This window comes from Methylosinus sp. Sm6 (genome assembly GCF_019802345.1).
Taxonomy (GTDB): Bacteria; Pseudomonadota; Alphaproteobacteria; order Rhizobiales; family Beijerinckiaceae; genus Methylosinus.
The window spans coordinates 14321-33312 of record NZ_JAINDZ010000045.1 but is presented as its reverse complement, the minus strand read 5'-3'; the positions used below and the strand labels follow the sequence as shown (position 1 = coordinate 33312).

Genomic DNA, 18992 nt, shown 5'->3' with positions numbered 1-18992 from the left:
CTCGGTGAAATGATGCAGGCCATAGGCCGAGAACATGCCGATCTCCGGCCGCCGCAGGGCGATCTCGGCGAGCTCCGCCATCGCCGCGAAATAATAGCGGCTGAGGACCATGTCGTCCTCGAGGAACACCGCCGCCTCCGCCCGCAGGTCTTCGAAGAAGACGCGCTCGGCGCGGTCGAAATTGCGCGCCACGCCGAGATTGTGCTCCGCCTGCACGACGACGCCGTCCGGAAAATATCTCTGGAACACGCGCACCGAGGCGGCGGCGGCGTCCTCGTCGCCGAGCGCCGCGCCGGTGCGGCCGCTCTTGGCCGAATCCTGAAACAGGAAGAACTGCGGCTCGAGCGTCGCCGGCCAATGCTGCCGCGCCAGCGATTGCAGCACCGCCTGAAGATATTGCGGGCGGTCGAACGACATGATCGCGATCGGCATGCGCAAGGTCATAGCGGCTGCTCCCGCATCAGGATCGTCTTCACCTTCAGCCGGCGGAACGGCAGGGCCACGACTTCCACGGCCGTCATCGCGGTCGGGTCGTGCGTTCCGGAAGGGCTCCACAGAGGCTGATTCAATGCTCCTCCAGGGGGACGAAAGCGCGCCTGTGAGGACGGCTATCCGTGGAGCGTCACCGTGTCAACTGGAGCGGCGCCGATTGGAGCGGCGCCGATGCGAAACATCATCCCGACAAATCAGACTTGTCACGGCCCTGGCCGAGGCGTCGAGATCGCCCTGCGAGGCCGTGGCCTCGGCGGCGGCCCGGCTCGTCCGCGAGCGATGAACGCGGCGATATGGGAGCCGTCGACAGGAACAGAAAGTCTGGCTATGCAGTCCCGACCGTGAAGCTTCGCGCCGGGCTGCGCGCCTCGAGCCTGCTCCGCCCAGACGCAAATCTGCTTGCGAGGCCCATTGACGTCCACTCGTCTCCATCTCGAGGATCTCGCGGTCGGCCAGCGTTTCCGCGCCGGCCCCGTCGAGGTGACGCGCGCGGCGATCGAGGCTTTCGCCGGGCAATTCGATCCGCAGCCTTTTCATCTCGACGAGGACGCGGCGCGCGCGAGCCTGTTCGGCGAGCAGGTGGCGAGCGGCTGGCATACCGCCGCTCTGACCATGCGCCTGCTGACCGAATGCGCGCCCATCGCCGGAGGACTCGTCGGAACGGGCGGGCGCATCGAATGGACCCGCCCCGTCAAGCCCGGCGACCGGCTCCTGGTCGAAGCGGAGATCATCGGCGTCGCCGCCTCCCGCTCGCGTCGCGAGCGCGGCGTGGTCGAGATTCGCGTGACGACCTCCAATCAGCGCGGCGAGACGGTGCAGAGGCTGACGGCGAAGATCCTGGCCTTCGCTCGGCCATAGCGTTTTGCGTCATCGATTTCGATGGGCTTCGAGAGCGAGCCTTCAGGCTCGCTCTCGAAGCCCTGTCAGATCGGTTGAATCACGCCACTAGGCGCCCAGTGGGTCACTTGTTCTTCTGGAAGGCTCGCAGCAGGCGGCGCAGCGCGACGAGGCCGGCGCTGCGCGTCGGATCGTGGGACGGATTGCCGTTGCAAAAGCCGGCGGCGTAATCGGTGACGACGGCCACGCCGGCGAACGGCAGGGCGAAGCGCCGCGCGAGAATCGCCTCCGGCGCGATCGACATGCCGAGGGCGTCGGCTCCGAGCTGACGCGCCACCTTCGTTTCCGCCGGCGTCTCGAAGCTCGGTCCCGAACACCACATCATCACGCCTTCGCTCAGCGAGACGCCGGCCGCGGCCGAGGATTGTTTGAGGCGGCGCATCAGGCGCTTGTCATAGGCGGCGTTCATATTGACGAAATTGTCGCCCGCGGCGCCGATCAGCGGATTGAGCCCGGTGAAATTAATGTGATCGGAGACGCTCAGCAAGGACGGCGGCAGAATGTCGGCGTTGGTGGAGTTGACCGTGCCCGTCGACAGCACGGCGCGGACGCCGAGATGCGACAGCGTCTCGAAGGCGCCCGACATCAGGCTCGGATCGCCGCTCGCATAAAATTCCGACCGGCCGCGGAAGAACAGCATGGGCGAGCCTTCGACCAGCCCGAGCGTCAGCTCGCCGCCCGCGACGGGCGGAAAGCCCGGCAAATCGGCGTAAGGGATGCTCGTCGCTTGCTCGGCGATGTCGGCCACGGCGAAAAAATCCCGGCCGAGCACGACGGCGGTCTCCGCCGGGCCCAGCCGGTCGAGAGCTCCGATCATGTCGGCGGCGGCGCGCGCAGGGGTGCTCATAGATCGCCTCGCAATTCGAATCGCGAAAGCGAGCTTGTCAGCAGCGCGCGCCCGCCACAAGAGGCCGGGAGCGGAGCCGCGCGCCGCCCTCATCTTCTCCGATCCGGCGACGAAATCCGAAGGCTTTGAGCGAATAGACCATTTGGCAAGATTTTCGGCATAGCGTCGCGTCGATCCGCGAGCGAGGGCGGGACGTCGACGCGGCGGCGTCGCGCGCTGCGGCCGGCTTTCTCGAGTCTTGCGCAATGCGGCGCGGAGCGGTCCCCGGCGGGCCGCCGTTTCCGGTTGCGATTCCCCGAAGGATCGACATCCCCTATGACTTTCGACGACCTCAAGCTCAGCGCCAAGAGCCTCGTTCCACTCGGCGTCACGGCCCTGCTGTTCCTGGGCGCGACCGCGCTCGGGGCGTTTCGCGTGACCAATCTCGCGGACAGCTACGGCTATCTCGTCGAGCGCTCCGACGCGGCGGTGATCCGAATGCTTCGATCGAACCGCGCTCTGACGGAGATCGGCTACGCCATGCACGCGATGATCGCGCATGATCCGCAGAGCCGGCTGCACCAGCGCGCGCGAGAGGAATTCGAGAGCGCCGGGCCGCGCATCGACGGGCTCATGAAGGAGGCGGCGCAGCTCGATTCGCCGCGCGCGGCGACGATCGAGGGCTTTCGCGCCCGCATCGCCGCCGTCGTCGCCCAGGCGAAATCCGTGATGGCGGGCGTCGAGGATCGGCCCACGCTCGACATTGGCGCGCGGCTGACGCCCGGCGATCTCGACCGTTTGGCGAGATTGGCGAAGTCTCTCGGACCCATCGATACGGAGATCGCGGCGATCGCCGACCAGATGCGGTCCGATTACGTCGGGGTGGTCGCCGAAAATCAGCGCATGGGCCAGGACCTCTCGCGCCGGGCCGATCAGACGATCTGGGCCATGCTGGCGATCGGCGCGCTCGCGGTGATCGTCGGCGCCTCGTTCACGCTCTATGTGTCCGGCCGCAAGATCGGACGCCCGATCCTACGCCTCACCGAGCAGATGAGCGAGATCGCGAAGGGCGAGATCGACATCGCCGTCGAGGGCGTCGGCCGGCGCGACGAAGTCGGCGCGATGGCGCGGGCGCTCGACACGTTCAAGCGCCATGCGATCGAGCTGCGGGCGGCCGATGCGCGCGACGCGGAGCTGCGTCGCCGAAACGAGGAGGCGGAGACACGGCGCGGGGCCGAGCAGGCAGCCGCCGCGCGCGAGCGCGAGGCCGCGCTCGATGCCATCGGCGCCGGACTTGCCGCGCTGGCGGCCAAGAATCTCACTCATCGGCTGCCCGACGCCCTGCCGGACGCCTATCGTCGCCTCCTGAATGACTTCAACGCCGCGGCGGCTCAGCTCGAAACGGCGCTGATGCAGGTCGCCAATGGTTCCGACGCGATCGGCTCCGGCGCGTCGCAGATCGCCACGGCGGCGGACGATTTCGCGCGCCGCACCGAGCAGCAGGCAGCGAGCCTCGAGGAGACGGCGGCGGCGCTGGAAGAGATCACGACGACCGTTCGCCGCAGCGCCGAAGGCGCCGGCCATGCCAGCCGGATCGTCGGCGCGACCAAAACCGAGGCGGAGCGCAGCGGCGAGATCGTCCGCCGCGCCGTCGACGCCATGGGGCGAATCGAGAAATCCTCCGGCGAGATCGGCCAGATCATCGGCGTCATCGACGAGATCGCCTTTCAGACCAATCTCCTCGCATTGAACGCAGGCGTCGAGGCGGCGCGCGCCGGCGACGCCGGCAAGGGCTTCGCCGTCGTCGCCTCCGAGGTGCGCGCGCTGGCGCAGCGCTCCGCCGAGGCCGCCCGGGAGATCAAGAGCCTCATCGCGACATCGACCGAGGAGGTCGAGCAGGGCGTCGATCTCGTCGGCCTCACCGGCAAGGCGCTCGAGACGATCGTCGCGCAGGTGGCCGAGATCGACCGGGTGGTCACCGACATTGCGGTCGGCGCGCGCGAGCAGGCGACGAGCCTCGCCGAGGTGAACACGGCCGTCGGCCAGATGGATCAGAACACACAGAAGAACGCCGCCATGGTCGAGCAGACGACCGCCGCGAGCCACGGCCTGCGCCGGGAGACGGAGCAGCTGGTGCGCTCGGTGGCGAGCTTCCGTCTCGGCCAGCGCGCCGGCGGCTGGTCGCCCGCGGCGGCGCGGCCGGCCTTGAAGAGCCTTGCGAGCGCCGGCTCGGGCTCCGCCGTCCGCAAGGCCGAGGCGGCGGCGGACGATTGGGCCGCATTCTGAGCGCTCAGTCCCGGGGCGGGGCGAACACATCGGCGCCTTGCCGGTCGTCGCCGAGACATGAGGCCAGCAAGCCTTCGATGAGCGGCTGACAATCGCCCTCGGCGGGCTCGCAGAGCGGGTCGATCTCGAGAATGTCGCGCAGGATCGCGACGCCGATTGTGCTGGCGACGAACAGCGCCGCGCGCTGCCGCGCCGCGGGGCCGCCGAGCCTCGCGGCGAGCGGCTCGACGAAATCGCGAGAGCAATGAGCGCGCAGCGCGCTTCTGGCGAGCGGGCTGGTCAGCGAACGAATGAAAATCTGCAGGCCCTCGTTCTGGCAGGGCGTCGAATTGCGGCGGGCGAAGGCGGCGCACAGCGCCTCGCGGTCGGCCGTGACCAGCTCGGAAGGCGAGGTCGCGGCGATCACCGCCGCGAAGAGCTGGTCCTTCGAGCCGAAGGCTCGATGAACGAGCGCGACATCTAGCCGCACATCGGCGGCGATATCCCTCAGCCGGACTTCCTCATAAGACGCGCGGGCGAAACGCGAGATCGCCGCCGCCAATACTTTCTGCTTCGTGGCCTCCGCGGACCTCTTGCCCGTTTTTTCCTCGCGCATTTTCGATTCTCCCCGCCGCCCGACCGATCAAACTATTCGTCCGGCGGCGGCGGTCAATGTCGCGGGAAAGGTTCTGCAACCTTTCCGATCTCGCTCGCGACGGAGCCCCATCTCCGTTCGACGGAGTCAACGGTGGTTGACTTATTAACCGAGACTCGACTATTCCGCCTTCTGCGCCGCTCACGCTCGAGCGGCGACGACAGTGTTTCTATCGAGACCTGGGGGAGGGACGATGTCTATCAACAACAGCCTTTCGGCGATCGCGATCGCCGCCGCGCTGGCCGCGGGATCCGCGCAAGCGGCCGATCTTCCGTCGCACAAGGCGGCGCCCGAGTTCGCGCCGCCGCCGCCCGCTTTCTCCTGGACCGGCTTCTATGCCGGCCTCAACGCAGGCGGCGGCTTCAAGGCCGACGGTGGCTTCGGCCTCGGCGGCGGCGATTTCAGCGGCGTCGTGGGCGGTGGTCAGATCGGCTATAATTACCAGCTTTCGCCGCTGTTCGTCGTCGGCCTCGAGACCGACTTCCAGGGCACGAGCCTCAGCACCAACAACGGCTGGCGCGCGCCGCAGGTGAGCCTGCCCTGGTTCGGCACGGTTCGCGGCCGCCTGGGCTTCACGCTGTTCGACTCGCGGCTGCTGGTCTATGGCACGGGCGGCTTCGCTTATGGCGAGCTGAACACGCCGTGGACCAACGACACGCACACCGGCTGGACGGCCGGCGGCGGCGTCGAATGGGCGTTCCTGCCCAACTGGTCCGCCAAGGTCGAGTATCTCTACACCGACCTCGAGAACAACAACAATTGGGGCTGGGCCGCGCCGCGCGCCAAGTTTCACACGGTCCGCGCCGGCGTGAACTATCACTTCAACCTGTTCTGATCGGCTCTGCGCATGGCCCGCGTCCAGGTGGGCGGGCCATGCGCGACGCGCGAAGAGAGCAGCGCGCAAAAATAAAGGGGCGAAGCGGCCATCGGCTCGCTTCGCCCTTTTTTCGTTCCGTGCGAGACGGGCGAGCGGTCAGCCCTTGGCGGCCGCCGCCACTTCCGCGGCGAAATCGCTCGTCTCTTTCTCGATGCCCTCGCCGAGCGCGTAACGCACGAAGCCCTTGATCGTGATCGGCGCGCCGGCCTTGCCCTCATGCTCCTTCAGCGTCTGGGCGATGGTCTTGCTGTTGTGCTCGGGGTGGTTGGAGACCTGATCGAGCAGCAGGACCTCTTTGTAATAGGTCTTGAGCCCCGATTCGATGATCTTCTCCAGCACATTGGCCGGCTTGCCGGCGTTCTTCTCGGCGAGCAGCGCCTTCTCGCGCTCGACGGTCGCCGGATCGAGGCCCGAGGCGTCGAGCGCCAGCGGATTGGCCGAAGCGACATGCATGGCGATCTGCCGCGCCAGCGTCGACAGAACCTCCTTGTCGCCCTTCGACTCGAGCGCCACGATCACCGCGATCTTGCCGAGGCCGTCGGAAATCTGTGTATGCACATAGCGGCTGACCGCGCCCTCGACGGAAAGATTCGCCGCGCGGCGCAGCGTCAGATTCTCGCCGATGGTGGCGATGCCGCTGGTGATCGCCTCGGCGACCGTGCCGCCGCCCGGATAGGCCGCGGCGGCGAGCGCCTCGGCGTCTTCCGCTCCCGTCTGCAGCGCGACATCGGCGATCGTGCGGACGAGCTTTTGAAAATCCTCGTTGCGGGCGACGAAGTCGGTCTCGGAGTTGACCTCGACGACGACGCCGGCGCTCTCGCCGACAGTGGCGGCGACGAGGCCTTCTGCGGCGACGCGGCCGGACTTCTTGGCGGCCTTGGAGAGGCCCTTCTTGCGCAGCCAGTCGACGGCCGCCTCGATGTCGCCATCGGTCTCGGTGAGGGCGGCCTTGCAATCCATCATGCCGGCGCCCGTGCGCTCACGCAGTTCCTTGACGAGAGCGGCGGTGATCGTGGCCATGGGTTCGACCCCTTGTATGAGCGTTGGGCGCGCCGTCGGATCGACGGCGCGCAGATCATTCGACGGGAATGTGACGTTGGCGCGAAATCAGGCCGCGGTCAGGGCGCGGGCCTGTTCGATCCAGCCGTCGCGGGTGATGCGCCCGTTGAGCTTCAGATCCTGGTCGAGCTTCTCGATATCGGCAGGCTGCAGCGCGGCGACCTGCCAATAATGGAAGATGCCGCCGTCATTGAGCTTCTTGACCAGCTGCGGGCCGACGCCGTGCAGCTTGGCGAGATCGTCCGGGGCGCCGCGCGGCGCCGCGAGCAGCTCGAAGGGCTCGAGCGCGATGTCGGCCTCGGCAGCCGCATCGGCGGCGACGGCCTCGGGCGAGCGCAGATCCTCATGGACGGTCCCGAGCGCCGGCTCGGCCATCGGCGCCTCCATCGCGCCGATGTCCATGCCGGACAGGCCCTGGCTGCGCGAGATGCCGTCGATGGCGGCGCGGGCGATCAGATCGCAATAGAGCGCGATGGCGCGGCCGGCGTCGTCGTTGCCGGGGATCGGATAGGTGATGCCGTCCGGATCGCAATTGGTGTCGAGAATGGCGACGACCGGGATCTTGAGGCGGCCCGCCTCCTTGATGGCGAGCTGCTCCTTGTTCGTGTCGATGACGAACAAGAGGTCCGGCGTGCCGCCCATGTCCTTGATGCCGCCGAGCGCCTTCTCGAGCTTCTCCTTCTCGCGCGTCAGCAGCAGGCGCTCTTTCTTGGTGACGCCGCCGGAGCCGACCGAGAGCTGCTCGTCGAGCTTGCGCAGGCGCTGGATGGAGCCGGAAATGGTCTTCCAATTGGTGAGCGTGCCGCCCAGCCAGCGGGAGTTGATGTAATATTGCGCGCTGCGCCGGGCGGCGTCGGCGATCTGGTCCTGCGCCTGGCGCTTGGTGCCGACGAACAGCACGCGCCCGCCGCGCGCCACCGTGTCGGAGACGATCTTCAGCGCCTGATGCAGCAGCGGCACCGTCTGGGCGAGATCGATGATATGGATGTTGTTGCGCGCGCCGAAGATGAACGGCGCCATCTTCGGGTTCCAGCGATGCGACTGATGGCCGAAATGCGCGCCGGACTCCAGCAGTCCGCGCATTGTGAAATCGGGAAGCGCCATTTTGTTTCTCCGGTTGAGCCGCGGCGAAAGCGTCTTTAGAGGTCGGGCGCGCCGGCCACCGGAACGGGTCCTTGAAGCAGGAACCGGTTAGACTTTCGCCTGTGGGATGGGCGGGCTTATAGGCGAGAACGCCGCGGCCGGCAAGGGGGCCGCAGGGGGCCGCAGGAACGGGGCTACAGAAACGGGGGCCGCGGAAATGCGGCGCCTCCCGCGCGCGCCTTCCCGCGGCCGTAAATTGGTCGAGTTGTTCGGCAGAGTCGCCGATGTTCGGACCTTATGGCCCGTATTTCTGCACCACGCGATAATTCAAGGAGCCTCTCGCATGACACGCAGCCTCGTCACCGCTTCGCTCGGCCTGTTGTTGGCCTTCGCCCTCGCGCCGGGACTGTCGCAAGCAGCGAAGAGCCACGCCAAATCCGCTCCTGCGGCGCAGGAGGCCGTCGACCCCGCAGCCCCCGGCCATGAGGAACAGGCGCCCGCCGAGCAGGAGGCGGCGACGCAGCAGCCGCAGGCGGAGCACGGCAAGGGCAAGCCGCAGAAGCAGGCGCATCATTCGAAGAAGCACGTCGCCAAGTCCAAGGCGCGCGGCGCGGAGGGCGGCGAGGATGCGGACGCCGCAGCGGCTGCGGCCGCGGCCGGCCAGGCCGGGGCGGCGGTGAAGCAACTCCGCGACGCCGACTGAGCGCCGCGATTCCAGAGGCGCCGGCGCGAAGAGACGCCCCTTTCGCGCCGGGCCGCTCTCGTGCTAGCGCATCGACTTTCGACGTATCGAGACGAAGGTCATGGCGCAAGTTCAGACGATCGACACGGCCGCCGCGCGGGATATCAGCGCGCTGATGGCCGACCTCGGCCGCGCCGCCCGACGGGCTGCGCGCGCCGTCGCTCTCGCCCCGCGCGCCGCCAAGGACGCCGCATTGCGCGCCGCCGCCGCCGAGCTGCGCCGCCGCGCGCCGGACATCCTCGCCGCCAACGCCCTCGACGTCGCCGATGCGCGAGCGCGGGGGACGGCCGCCTCCTTCGTCGACCGGCTGACGCTCGATCCGGCCCGCGTCGAGGCGATCGCGCGCGGCCTCGAGGAGATCGCCGAGCTGCCCGATCCGGTCGGCCGCGTGCTCGCTGCTTTCGAGCGCCCCAACGGCCTCGTCATCGAGCGCGTCGCGACGCCGCTCGGCGTCATCGGCGTCATCTATGAGAGCCGGCCGAATGTCACCGCCGACGCCGGCGCGCTGTGCCTGAAGGCCGGCAACGCCGCGATCCTGCGCGGCGGCTCGGAGAGCCTGCGCTCCTCGCGCGCCATTCATGAATGCCTCGTCGCCGGCCTCGTCGCCGCCGGCCTGCCGGAGACGGCGATCTCGCTGGTGCCGGTCGCCGACCGCGACGCCGTCGGCGCCATGCTGGCCGGGCTCGACGGCAATATCGACGTCATCGTGCCGCGCGGCGGCAAGAGCCTCGTCGCCCGAGTGCAACACGAAGCGCGCGTGCCGGTGTTCGCCCATCTCGAGGGCATCGTGCATGTGTATATCCATGCCGACGCCGATCTCGATATGGCCAAGCGCATCCTGCTCGACGCCAAGATGCGCCGCACCGGCGTTTGCGGCGCGGCCGAGACTCTGCTGGTCGACCGCGCCTGCGCCGCGACGCATCTCGCGCCACTGGTGAACGCGCTGCTCGACGCCGGCTGCGAGGTGCGCGGCGACGACGCGATTCAAGCGATGGACCTTCGCATCGTGCCGGCGAGCGACGCCGATTGGCGCGCCGAATATCTCGACGCCATCATCTCCGTGCGCGTCGTCGACGGGCTCGATGCGGCGATCGCGCACATCGAGACCTATGGCTCGCATCACACCGATTGCATCGTCACGCGCGACGAGGACGCCGCGCGCCGCTTCCTGGCCGAGGTCGATTCGGCGATCGTGCTGCACAACGCCTCGACGCAATTCGCCGACGGCGGCGAGTTCGGCTTCGGCGCGGAGATCGGCATAGCGACCGGCCGCATGCATGCGCGCGGACCCGTTGGCGTGGAGCAGCTGACCGCCTTCAAATATCGCGTCCACGGCGCCGGCCAGGTGCGAGGGTGACGAGGCCGAATCTCGGTGTTCTCCCTTCTCCCGCTCGCGGGAGAAGGTGGCCCGGCGCAGCCGGGTCGGATGAGGGCGGCTGCGGTTCTCGACATGGGAGACGATCTGGCGACGTCGCTCGCTCTAACGGCGCGGACCCTCACCCGACCTCGCTTCGCGAGGCCGCCTTCTCCCGCAAACGGGAGAAGGGACGCGAACCTTCGCATGTCGCGCGATGATCCGCCTGCCGCCTCACGCTCCCGGCATGCGCATCGGCCTTTTCGGCGGGTCGTTCGATCCGCCGCATGAAGGACATTTCCACGTCTCGCGCGTCGCGCTGCGGCGCCTCGCGCTCGATCGCCTGTGGTGGCTGGCGACGCCCGGCAATCCGCTGAAGGAGACCGCCGGTCTGCAGCCGCTGAAGCAGCGCATCGCCGCCGCGCAGAAGATCGCGCGCGACCCGCGCATCGTCGTCACCGGCGTCGAGGCGGAGATCGGCGCGCGCTACACGGCCGACACTTTGCGCTATTTGCGCCGCCATTGCCCGGGCGTGTGCTTCGTCTGGATCATGGGCGCCGACAATCTGCTGCAATTCGATCGTTGGCGCGATTGGGACGAGATCGTCCGCACGACGCCGATCGCCGTCATCGACCGCCCAGGGGCGACGCTGGCGGCGATGTCGGCCAAAGCGGCGCAGCGGTTCGCGCGCGCGCGCCTGCCCGAGGAGGACGCCGCGCGTCTCGCCGACGCGCGGCCGCCGGCCTTCGTCTATTTGCATGGCCCGCGCGTGGCGCAATCCTCGACGGCACTGCGAAGCGCGCGCCGCGGCTGATCATTTGCGCTGGCTGCGCCTCTGCCACCACAGCAAAGCGGCGCCGAGGCCGATCATCGGCACGACGATCAGCACATAGACCCACACCGTCCCTTCGTCATAAGGGTGTTTGTCGTAATAGTCGAACTGAACCGCCTGCTGATAGGGATTGCGAAAGAAGAAGGTGACGAACACCCATAGGACGAGAATGACCGCCGTGAAGAACATGAGCTGACGGCTGACGAGAAAGCGCGGAATGGGGTCCTTCGGGGGTTCGTCGGTCACGGCTCTTCTCCTCCACCTTTTTGCGGAACATCTCAGCCGCGCCCCTTCTCCTATTCTTGGGAGCAGGGGCGTGGCCGAAGATCGCGTAATTATCGCATCATTATCACACCGCCGCGCCGTAGAGATCATAGGCGTCGGCGCGATCGATCCTCACCGTCACGATGTCTCCCGCCCTGAGCGGCCTGCGCGACGCGACATGCACCGCGCCGTCGATCTGCGGCGCGTCGGCCTTGCCGCGGCCCTTGGCGAGGGCGCCCGCCGCGCCGCCGCCGGGCTCGTCGATCAGCACCTGCAGGCGCTTGCCGATCTTTCTCTTCCGTAGCCGCGCGCTCACCTTCTGCTGGCGCTCCATGAAGCGCTTCCAGCGTATCTCCTTCACCTCGGGGGGAACCGCTTCCAGCGGCAGCTCATTGGCCGGCGCGCCGGCCACCGGCTCGTAGCGGAAGGCGCCGGCGTGGTCGATCTCGGCTTCGTCGAGCCAGTCCAGCAAATAGCCGAAATCCGCCTCGGTCTCGCCAGGAAAGCCGACGATGAAGGTCGATCGCAGCGCGAGGTCGGGGCAGGCGCGCCGCCACGCCTTTATGCGCTCCAGCGTCTTCTCCTCATTGGCGGGACGCTTCATCGCCTTCAATACGGAGGGCGCGGCGTGCTGGAATGGGATATCGAGATAGGGGAGCACCTTCCCCTCCGCCATCAGCTCGATGACCTCGTCGACATGCGGATAAGGGTAGACGTAATGCAGCCGCACCCATACGCCGAGCGAGCCGAGCTCGCGGGCGAGATCGAGGAAGCGCGCGCGCACGGTCCGATCGCCGAACGCGCTCTCGGCGTAGCGCAGATCGCGGCCATAGGCGCTCGTGTCCTGCGAGATGACCAGCAGCTCCTCGACGCCGGCCTTCGCCAGCCGTTCCGCCTCGCGCAGCACATCCGCCGCCGGCCGCGAGACGAGCGGCCCGCGCAGGTGCGGAATGATGCAGAAGGAGCAGGAATTGTCGCAGCCTTCCGAAATCTTCAGATAGGCGTAATGGCGCGGCGTGAGCTTGACGCCTTGCTCCGGCACGAGATCGAGGAACGGATCATGGCGCGGCGCCGCGGCCGCGTGGACCGCCGCGACGACGCTCTCATAGGCCTGCGGTCCGGTGATCGCCAGCACATTGGGGTAGCGCTCCGCGATCGCCTGCGGCTCGGCGCCCATGCAGCCGGTGACGACCACCTTGCCGTTCTCCTTCAGCGCCGCGCCGATCGCCTCGAGCGATTCCGCCTTGGCGCTGTCGAGAAAGCCGCAGGTGTTGACGACGACGACATCCGCCCCGGCATGGGTGCGCGAAAGCTCGTAGCCCTCCGCGCGCAGCCGGGTGAGAATGCGCTCGCTGTCGACCAGCGCCTTGGGACAGCCGAGCGAGACGAAGGAGACGCGCGGCGCGTCGGCGGGCGCCGGAGGGGACGGGTTCTGCATGGAAAGACGCTTGCCATGGCGGGCCCGCCGTGGCAATCGCCCGGGGCGGCGACAAACGTGAGCGCGGCCCGGCGATTGCCGAGGCCGACCGGCTCGCATCGAAGAAGCAGCGAGCATCAGAAGGCGAGCCTGAAGGCTCGCGGTCCAAGGGCCGCATCTGGACCGCGAGCCTTCAGGCTCGCCCTCTCATCGAGAAAAGAAAGGGCGAAACGCCTTTGCTCAGAACCGTCATCCTCGGAACCGGGTCCTACTCCCCCTCTCGCGTGCTGACCAATGCCGATCTCGAGCAGATGGTCGCGACCTCCGGTCCGTGGATCGTCAGCCGCACCGGGATCGAGGAGCGGCGCATCGCCGCGCCCGAGGAGTCCACCGTGACCATGGCGGCGGCAGCCGCTCGCAGCGCCCTCGCTTTCGCCGGCGTCGATCCGCTGGAGATCGACATGATCATTCTGGGCACCGTCACCGGCGACGCCATGACCCCGGCCTCCGCCGCCTATGTGCAGGCGGCGATCGGCGCGAGCAACGCCTTCGCCTTCGACGTTTCGGCGGCGTGCGCCGGCTCGCTCTATGCGCTCTCCATCGCCGACCAGTTTCTGACGAGCGGCAAGATCCGCCGCGCGCTGGTCATCGGCGCGGAGACGCTGAGCCGCGTCACCGACTGGACCAATCGCGAGACCTGCGTGCTCTTCGGCGACGGCGCCGGGGCCATGGTGCTCGGCCGCGGCGAGGAGGAGGGACGCGGCCTGCTCGCGACGAGCCTGCGCACCGACGGCTCGCTCACCGGCATCCTCGGCATTCCGCGCGCTACGGCGCGAGCGGAGGGCGTGTTCGAAGGCGGCAAGATCAAGATGCGCGGCCGCGAGGTCTATAAGGTCGCGACGCGCCTCCTCCCCGAGATCGTCGGCGAGGCGCTCGCCCAGGCGGGCGTGACGGCGGCTGATGTCGATCACGTGATCGCGCATCAGGCCAACGCCCGCATCATCGAATCCGTGCTCGCCAATCTCGGCGTGCCGCTCGAGAAATGCTGGATGAACATTTCCCGCTTCGGCAACACCTCGAGCGCCTCCCTGCCGATCACGCTCGACGAAGCCAATCGCGCCGGCAGGCTGAAGAAGGGCGATGTGATCGCCATGATGGCGATCGGCGCCGGCATGACCTGGGGCGGCGCCGTGCTGCGGTGGTGAGGGCGGCGGCGAAGCGCCCGCGGTTCATGGAGCCGACCGCGGTGAAGGGCTTGGCCGGGAAGATCGGCAGCGGCTGGCCGTTCCCATTGAAGTAATTGTCGGCGCCGGCGTAGTATTTCGCACCGGTGATGTTGCGTAGATTGATCTGCGCCGTCACCTTGTGGCCTTCGAGCAGGGTGGCGTAGCTCGCGAAGCCGTTGAAACGAGGCTCGCGACGCTCAACGTCGCGATCGTGATCGTGGCCCCTTATGCTCGCTTTGACGTTTCCGTCGTGTCATCGCCGCACCCCTTTTCCGACGAGGGCCGACATGACCCCTGTTTCGAGATACGCGGTCGAAGGAGAGAAAAGGAGGTCCGTGCGAAAAAAATCAGCCCCTCATCCCGAGGCGGCCGTCTCGAAGGATGATGGCCGCCGCCACCCCTTCTTTCCCCAGACCGCCGCGCCAAGCAGGAAAACGGAGCGCGACCCGCCGCGCGCGGCCCGAGCAGCTTCTGATATGGATCATGAAACAGAGGCTTGCGAATGGAGAGCCGGAATGTCGGCAATGCGCTCGCCGGCCCGGTGGAGCGCGACAGCCTGTTCTTCTCGGAAGGCGCCGACCGGAAATGGCGCGCGACTCTGGTGCGGATATTCCGACTCGAGACCGCGCCCGGCCATCGCCCCGAGCTGGCGCCGAGCTTCACGACCCGGCCGAAAGGCGCGTCGCCGCTGCGCGTCACGCGGCTGCGCGCGAGCGTCGACGGCGCGCGCCGTCGATCAGCTCCCGGCGTAAGCCGCTTCGATCGCCGCGATGTCGATCTTGGCCATTTGCAGCATGGCGCGCATCGCGCGGTCCGCGCCGGCGCGATCGGCGCCGCCGACCAATTCGGGCAGCCGCCGCGGCGTGATCTGCCAGGACAGGCCGTAACGATCCTTCAGCCATCCGCAGCGGCTGTATTGCCCGCCGGCGCCGAGCCGCTCCCAATAAAAATCGACCTCCGCTTGATCGGCGCAATCGATCGCCAGCGAGATCGCTTCGGTGAATTTGAAGATCGGTCCGCCATTGAGCGCCATGAAAGCCAGGCCCGAGAGCTCGAAAGCGACGACCATCACCGATCCCGGCGCGCCCAGTCCCGCCTCGCCATAGCGCGATATGTTCGTCACGCGCGAATCGGGGAACAGCGAGACATAGAAATTCGCCGCCTCTTCGGCCTCGCGGTCCAACCAGAGGCAGGGGCGTATTTTGGAGGCGGAGATCATTGCGTCGCCTCCTCTCTCGCCGCCTCGACCAGCGTCTTCAGATCGGCGAGGCCTTTCTCGAAAGAGCCGCCGACCATTTTCTCGGGATCGAAGAAAATGGTCATCAGCTTGCCGAGAAAGGGCTGAGGTCCGGACATGTCCCATGTCACGAGCGAGCCGTCCGCCTGCGGAAGAATGGTGAATTCGACGCGGTTGCGGCATTTCATCGGGCGATCCAGGCGCAGGGTGACGACCACTTTCGACGGCGCGAGGGATTCGACGATCTCGACCCGCCCCGCGCCGACCTTCGAATCGCCGGCGAAATCACAGGCCGCGCCGACCCCGCGCTCCGGGCCGTCATAGGTGAGCGCGATGCTCGGATCCTTCACGAACGGACTCCATTCGTTGGTCGCGCGCGGATCGTCGACGAGCGGGAAGATCCGCTCCGGCGGCGCCGCGATGACGATCGATCGCGTGATGCGGCAGACGTCGGGCTTGCGCGCCGCAGAGAGAAGAATAGCGGCGATGACGACGGCGACGCCGGCGCCGATGATTTCCAACATAGGCTCAGTCCTCGCAATCGGGCGGAGCGGCGCTCCTCGTCGAAGGAGCGCCGCGCGGTCACTGCGGCACGACCACCATCCAATGAACGCCGAAGCGATCGGTGAGCATGCCGAAGCTGGGTGAGAAAAACGTCTTGGTGAGCTTCATCTGCGTCTCGCCGCCCTCGGCGAGCGCGGCATGGACCCGCTCGGCCTCCTCCTGAGTCTTCGCGCTATAGGAGAGCGAGAATCCCTTGAAGCCTGTCGCCTCGCCGTCGCCGTCCGAGCCGAACACGACCGACCCGTCGATCTCGAGCGCCATATGCATGACCTTGGCGCTCCAGCCGGGCGGCAGCATCTCCTCGGGCGTCGGCACGGGACTGTCCTTGTAGCGCATCAGCATGTTTATTTTCGCCCCGAGCGCTTTTTCATAAAAGGCGGCGGCTTCTTCGGCGCGGCCGTCGAAGACGAGATAGGGTTGAACGGTCATGAGGTCCTCTCTTCGTCGGGCGTCGCTGCGCGCGGCGCCCGTTGCGTGAGGCGAATCATGGCCCCGCTTTTCGCTTCGTCAAGCGCCACTCACTGCGGAATGACGACCATCCACAGCACGCCGAAGCGATCGACGACCATGCCGAAGCGCGGCGAGAAGAAGGTTTTTCCCAGCGGCATTCGGATTTCCCCGCCATCGGCGAGCGCGGCGAAGACGCGATCCGCCTCCGCTTCGTCCTTCACCGCGATCGAAAGGCCGAAGCCGTTGAAGCCGGTCGCGAGAGTGCCGCAGCCGTCCGAGGCGAAGACGCTCGTCTCGCCGATCTTCAGGCAGGAATGCATGATCTTGTCGTCCCAATTGGGCGCGACGGCGCCGGGCGGCGGCGGCTCGGGGCTGTCCTTATAGCGCAGCAGCATCTGCACCTCGGCGCCGAGCGCGTCCTTGTAAAAGGCGATGGCGTCGTCGAGACGGCCGTTGAAAAACAGATAGGGCTGGATATGCATTCGGTTTCTCCTACGGTGGGAAATCGCTCGCGTCACTTCCGCGCGAGATAAGCCTCGAGCTGGTCGAGTGTTCCGACCCAGCCATTCTCCATGGACCCGAGCGCGCCGGCGAAGGTCGCGATTTCGTCCGCGCTCGCCTCGAAAGGCCGCGCATGCAACGTCAGCTCGGCGCCGCCGCTTTCCGCATCCGTGAGGAGAAAGACCGTCTCCAGCTTCAGCGGCCAAGTCTCGCTCAGCGGATGACGCGTCAGTCCGCGATTTTCATCGGAAAACGAGTCGACGCTCACGATGCGCGTCGGCGCCTCGATCTCGCGATAATCGAAAAGCCCCCACATGGCGCCGCCGTCCGGCGTGCGCAGGCCATAGTGATAGAAGCCGCCCGGACGAAAATCCATCTGCGAGGCGAAGACGGGTATCCCCTTCGGCCCGAACCATTGCGCCATGCGCTCCGGCTCGGTGAGCGCCTTCCACAAGTCATCGCGCGCGGCGGCGAAACGGCGCGATGTGACGAAGACCGGCGCGACGAATTCGCCGAGACGCTCGAGATTTTCCGCGAGGCCGCGCGCGGCGCCATAGTCGCGCTCGACGCGATCACGCTCCGCGAGCGTCGGAAAACGGTTGCGCCAATCGACGCGCGTCTTGCCGCTTTCGTCGGCGAAGACGACCGTGACTTCCATCACGACCGGCTCGGCGCCGTCGTCGCCCGGATGAACGTAGGAAATTCGCTCCGGCCGCGAGATCTCGCGAAACACGATCTTGTTTTCATAATCGCGTCCGTCCGGTCCATGCATGACGAAACGCCACACGCCGCCGGGCGCGAATTCGAAAGATTGCGTCGTGAGCGAAAAGCCCTTCGGGCCGAACCAGCGCGCAAGACGATCGGCCGAAGCGAAAGCGTCGAAGACGAGCGCACGCGGCGCATCGAAAAGACGTGTCCCGCGAATTTCCGGCGCATCCGATGGGACAGTGACGCAGCTCTCTTTGGACATGACGAATCCTCACTGATCGGCGGCGCCGAGCTCGCGCGCGAGCTCGGCGAGATAATCGAAGGCGCCGGTCCAGCCGTGCCGATGCGAGAGCGCGGAGGCTTCCGTCGCGAGGCCGCTCTGCACGAAGATCATCTCGGTCTTGCCGTCCTGCTCGTTCAGCGAAATCTCCAGCGTCGTCAGCGCGGCGGGCTCCAGATGATTGCGCTCCCAGGAATGCGTCATCACGAGGCGCGCGGGCCGCTCGATCTCTATATATTCGCCGTGATGGATGAACTCCTCGCCCTCCGGCGAGCGCATGCCGGCGCGCCATTTGCCGCCGATGCGAAGATCATTGTCGACGAACAGAACCGTGAAGGTCGCGGGGCACAGCCATCGCATCAGATGATGCGGCTCGGTCCAGCATTTGAAGACGAGCGCGCGCGGCGCCTCGAATGTCTTGAACAGAACGAGGCTGTGCGGCGCATCCGCTTCGCCGGTCGCGCGCGCGAGGCCGTCCAGAATGCCGCTCCAGCCGGCGCGGAAGGCGGGCGTGCTCGCCGTCCATTCCGGCGAGATCTGATGTGTCAATGTCAGCAGGCTTCCGGCGCCGTCCGCGACGATGTCGATCACAACGCGCGAGAAAGGCCCCTCGCGATCGCGTCCCATGGTGAACGCCAAGCGGCGCGGAGGATCGATCTCGAGATAGTCTCCGAAATGCGTGGCGAGCGTGTCGCCGCGCGTCTCGTGAATGGCGAAGCCGCCGCCGACGCGCGCGTCGATCTCGACATGCGCCGACACGCCGCCCGGCGTCGCGAACAGCCAGCGTCCTACCGCCTTCGGATCGAGCCAGGCTTCGAAGACGAGCGCGGGCGGCGCGGCGAAGCGGCGTGTGACAACCAGCGGCTCGACCAGCAGGTCAGTTTTTTGGAGCATCGGGATCGCCTTTCTGCAATTCGGCGAGATAGGCGTCGAGCCGGTCGAAGCTCTCCTCCCAGAAGCGCCGATAGGTTTCGAGCCATTCGGAGACCTCGCGCAGCCGCGCCGCATTGAGCTTGCAGGGGCGCGATTGCGCGGCGCGGCCGCGTGTGACGAGCCCGGCCTGTTCCAGCACCTTCAGATGCTTCGAGACGGCCGGCTGGCTGATGGAGAAGGGGGCGGCCAATTCGCCGACCGAGGCCTCCCCCTGCGCGAGCCGGGCGAGAATGGCGCGGCGCGTCGGGTCGGCGAGGGCGGAGAAGGTGGCGCTGAGCGGGTCTGCCATGATTAGCTTTTCGGTTATGTAACTTGTAGGCTACATAACCT

At 67.4% G+C, this 18992-nt stretch carries 22 protein-coding genes; 7 read left to right on the top strand and 15 right to left on the bottom strand.

Going from position 1 to position 18992, the window contains the following annotated elements; translation table 11 throughout:
* On the bottom strand, window positions 1–444 hold a 444-nt coding region (locus K3F48_RS20830), incomplete at its 3' end, for a glycosyltransferase family 2 protein (RefSeq protein ID WP_222577368.1).
* Complete coding sequence (locus tag K3F48_RS24580) at window positions 441–569, bottom strand: hypothetical protein (protein WP_255609536.1); 129 nt, start codon at window positions 567–569, stop codon at window positions 441–443. The genes K3F48_RS20830 and K3F48_RS24580, both read right to left, overlap by 4 nt.
* 334 nt (window positions 570–903) lie before the next feature.
* Between K3F48_RS24580 and K3F48_RS20825 the strand changes: the two genes are divergently transcribed.
* Window positions 904–1350: a MaoC family dehydratase gene (locus K3F48_RS20825; protein WP_222577367.1), complete on the top strand. Its 447-nt coding sequence runs from the start codon at window positions 904–906 to the stop codon at window positions 1348–1350.
* A gap of 103 nt (window positions 1351–1453) precedes the next feature.
* Here the strand turns inward: K3F48_RS20825 and K3F48_RS20820 are convergent, their stop codons facing one another.
* Window positions 1454–2236, bottom strand: a complete 783-nt coding sequence (locus K3F48_RS20820) for a phosphorylase (protein WP_222577366.1) — start codon at window positions 2234–2236, stop codon at window positions 1454–1456.
* Window positions 2237–2551: 315 nt separating this feature from the next.
* On the opposite strand from K3F48_RS20820, the gene K3F48_RS20815 reads away from it, so the two are divergent.
* A complete protein-coding gene (locus K3F48_RS20815) occupies window positions 2552–4501 on the top strand; it encodes a methyl-accepting chemotaxis protein (protein ID WP_222577365.1) in 1950 nt (649 codons plus the stop codon).
* A gap of 4 nt (window positions 4502–4505) precedes the next feature.
* Here the strand turns inward: K3F48_RS20815 and K3F48_RS20810 are convergent, their stop codons facing one another.
* Complete coding sequence (locus tag K3F48_RS20810; RefSeq protein ID WP_222577364.1) at window positions 4506–5096, bottom strand: TetR/AcrR family transcriptional regulator; 591 nt, start codon at window positions 5094–5096, stop codon at window positions 4506–4508.
* A 232-nt stretch (window positions 5097–5328) separates the two neighbouring features.
* On the opposite strand from K3F48_RS20810, the gene K3F48_RS20805 reads away from it, so the two are divergent.
* Entirely contained in the window at window positions 5329–5970 is a 642-nt protein-coding gene (locus K3F48_RS20805; protein ID WP_222577363.1) for an outer membrane protein, read from the top strand.
* A 138-nt stretch (window positions 5971–6108) separates the two neighbouring features.
* On the opposite strand, the gene tsf is transcribed toward K3F48_RS20805, so the two are convergent.
* Both tsf and K3F48_RS20795 read right to left on the bottom strand, forming a co-directional pair.
* Window positions 6109–7032 carry a translation elongation factor Ts gene (gene tsf, locus K3F48_RS20800; protein ID WP_222577362.1) on the bottom strand — a complete coding sequence of 308 codons (924 nt, stop codon included), beginning with the start codon at window positions 7030–7032 and terminating at the stop codon, window positions 6109–6111.
* An 87-nt stretch (window positions 7033–7119) separates the two neighbouring features.
* Window positions 7120–8175 (bottom strand): 30S ribosomal protein S2, encoded by a 1056-nt coding sequence (locus tag K3F48_RS20795; RefSeq protein WP_222577361.1) that lies wholly within the window; start codon window positions 8173–8175, stop codon window positions 7120–7122.
* 322 nt (window positions 8176–8497) lie between these two features.
* Here K3F48_RS20795 and K3F48_RS20790 point away from each other — a divergent pair, with 322 nt between their 5' ends.
* The 3 genes from K3F48_RS20790 to K3F48_RS20780 all read left to right on the top strand — a co-directional run bounded on the left by K3F48_RS20790 (window position 8498) and on the right by K3F48_RS20780 (window position 11064).
* Window positions 8498–8857: a hypothetical protein gene (locus tag K3F48_RS20790; protein ID WP_222577360.1), complete on the top strand. Its 360-nt coding sequence runs from the start codon at window positions 8498–8500 to the stop codon at window positions 8855–8857.
* Between the two features lie 100 nt (window positions 8858–8957).
* Window positions 8958–10253: a glutamate-5-semialdehyde dehydrogenase gene (locus K3F48_RS20785; protein ID WP_222577359.1), complete on the top strand. Its 1296-nt coding sequence runs from the start codon at window positions 8958–8960 to the stop codon at window positions 10251–10253.
* 244 nt (window positions 10254–10497) lie between these two features.
* Window positions 10498–11064, top strand: coding sequence for a nicotinate-nucleotide adenylyltransferase (locus K3F48_RS20780; RefSeq protein ID WP_255609529.1), 567 nt, complete (start codon window positions 10498–10500; stop codon window positions 11062–11064).
* Here the strand turns inward: K3F48_RS20780 and K3F48_RS20775 are convergent, their stop codons facing one another.
* Together K3F48_RS20775 and rimO are read right to left on the bottom strand one after the other, a co-directional pair.
* The gene (locus K3F48_RS20775) at window positions 11065–11328 is read right to left on the bottom strand and encodes a hypothetical protein (protein WP_222577357.1); all 264 of its coding nucleotides are present in this window, start codon (window positions 11326–11328) and stop codon (window positions 11065–11067) included.
* 103 nt (window positions 11329–11431) lie between these two features.
* Window positions 11432–12784 (bottom strand): 30S ribosomal protein S12 methylthiotransferase RimO, encoded by a 1353-nt coding sequence (rimO, locus tag K3F48_RS20770; RefSeq protein WP_222577356.1) that lies wholly within the window; start codon window positions 12782–12784, stop codon window positions 11432–11434.
* A 215-nt stretch (window positions 12785–12999) separates the two neighbouring features.
* Here rimO and K3F48_RS20765 point away from each other — a divergent pair, with 215 nt between their 5' ends.
* Window positions 13000–13968, top strand: coding sequence for a beta-ketoacyl-ACP synthase III (locus K3F48_RS20765; RefSeq protein ID WP_222577355.1), 969 nt, complete (start codon window positions 13000–13002; stop codon window positions 13966–13968).
* 757 nt (window positions 13969–14725) lie between these two features.
* Here the strand turns inward: K3F48_RS20765 and K3F48_RS20760 are convergent.
* From K3F48_RS20760 to K3F48_RS20730, 7 genes are all read right to left on the bottom strand, one after another.
* Window positions 14726–15208 carry a VOC family protein gene (locus tag K3F48_RS20760; protein ID WP_222577354.1) on the bottom strand — a complete coding sequence of 161 codons (483 nt, stop codon included), beginning with the start codon at window positions 15206–15208 and terminating at the stop codon, window positions 14726–14728.
* Window positions 15205–15750, bottom strand: coding sequence for an SRPBCC family protein (locus K3F48_RS20755; RefSeq protein WP_222577353.1), 546 nt, complete (start codon window positions 15748–15750; stop codon window positions 15205–15207). The genes K3F48_RS20760 and K3F48_RS20755 overlap by 4 nt, the downstream gene beginning before the upstream one ends.
* A gap of 58 nt (window positions 15751–15808) precedes the next feature.
* Window positions 15809–16219 carry a VOC family protein gene (locus tag K3F48_RS20750; protein ID WP_222577352.1) on the bottom strand — a complete coding sequence of 137 codons (411 nt, stop codon included), beginning with the start codon at window positions 16217–16219 and terminating at the stop codon, window positions 15809–15811.
* An 89-nt stretch (window positions 16220–16308) separates the two neighbouring features.
* Window positions 16309–16722, bottom strand: a complete 414-nt coding sequence (locus tag K3F48_RS20745) for a VOC family protein (protein WP_222577351.1) — start codon at window positions 16720–16722, stop codon at window positions 16309–16311.
* A 32-nt stretch (window positions 16723–16754) separates the two neighbouring features.
* Entirely contained in the window at window positions 16755–17711 is a 957-nt protein-coding gene (locus K3F48_RS20740) for an SRPBCC family protein (protein WP_222577350.1), read from the bottom strand.
* Between the two features lie 9 nt (window positions 17712–17720).
* On the bottom strand, window positions 17721–18623 hold the full coding sequence (locus K3F48_RS20735; RefSeq protein WP_222577349.1) for an SRPBCC domain-containing protein: 903 nt from the start codon (window positions 18621–18623) through the stop codon (window positions 17721–17723).
* On the bottom strand, window positions 18607–18951 hold the full coding sequence (locus tag K3F48_RS20730) for a helix-turn-helix transcriptional regulator (protein WP_222577348.1): 345 nt from the start codon (window positions 18949–18951) through the stop codon (window positions 18607–18609). Before K3F48_RS20730 ends, K3F48_RS20735 begins: the two co-directional genes overlap by 17 nt.
* Window positions 18952–18992: the final 41 nt, after the last annotated feature.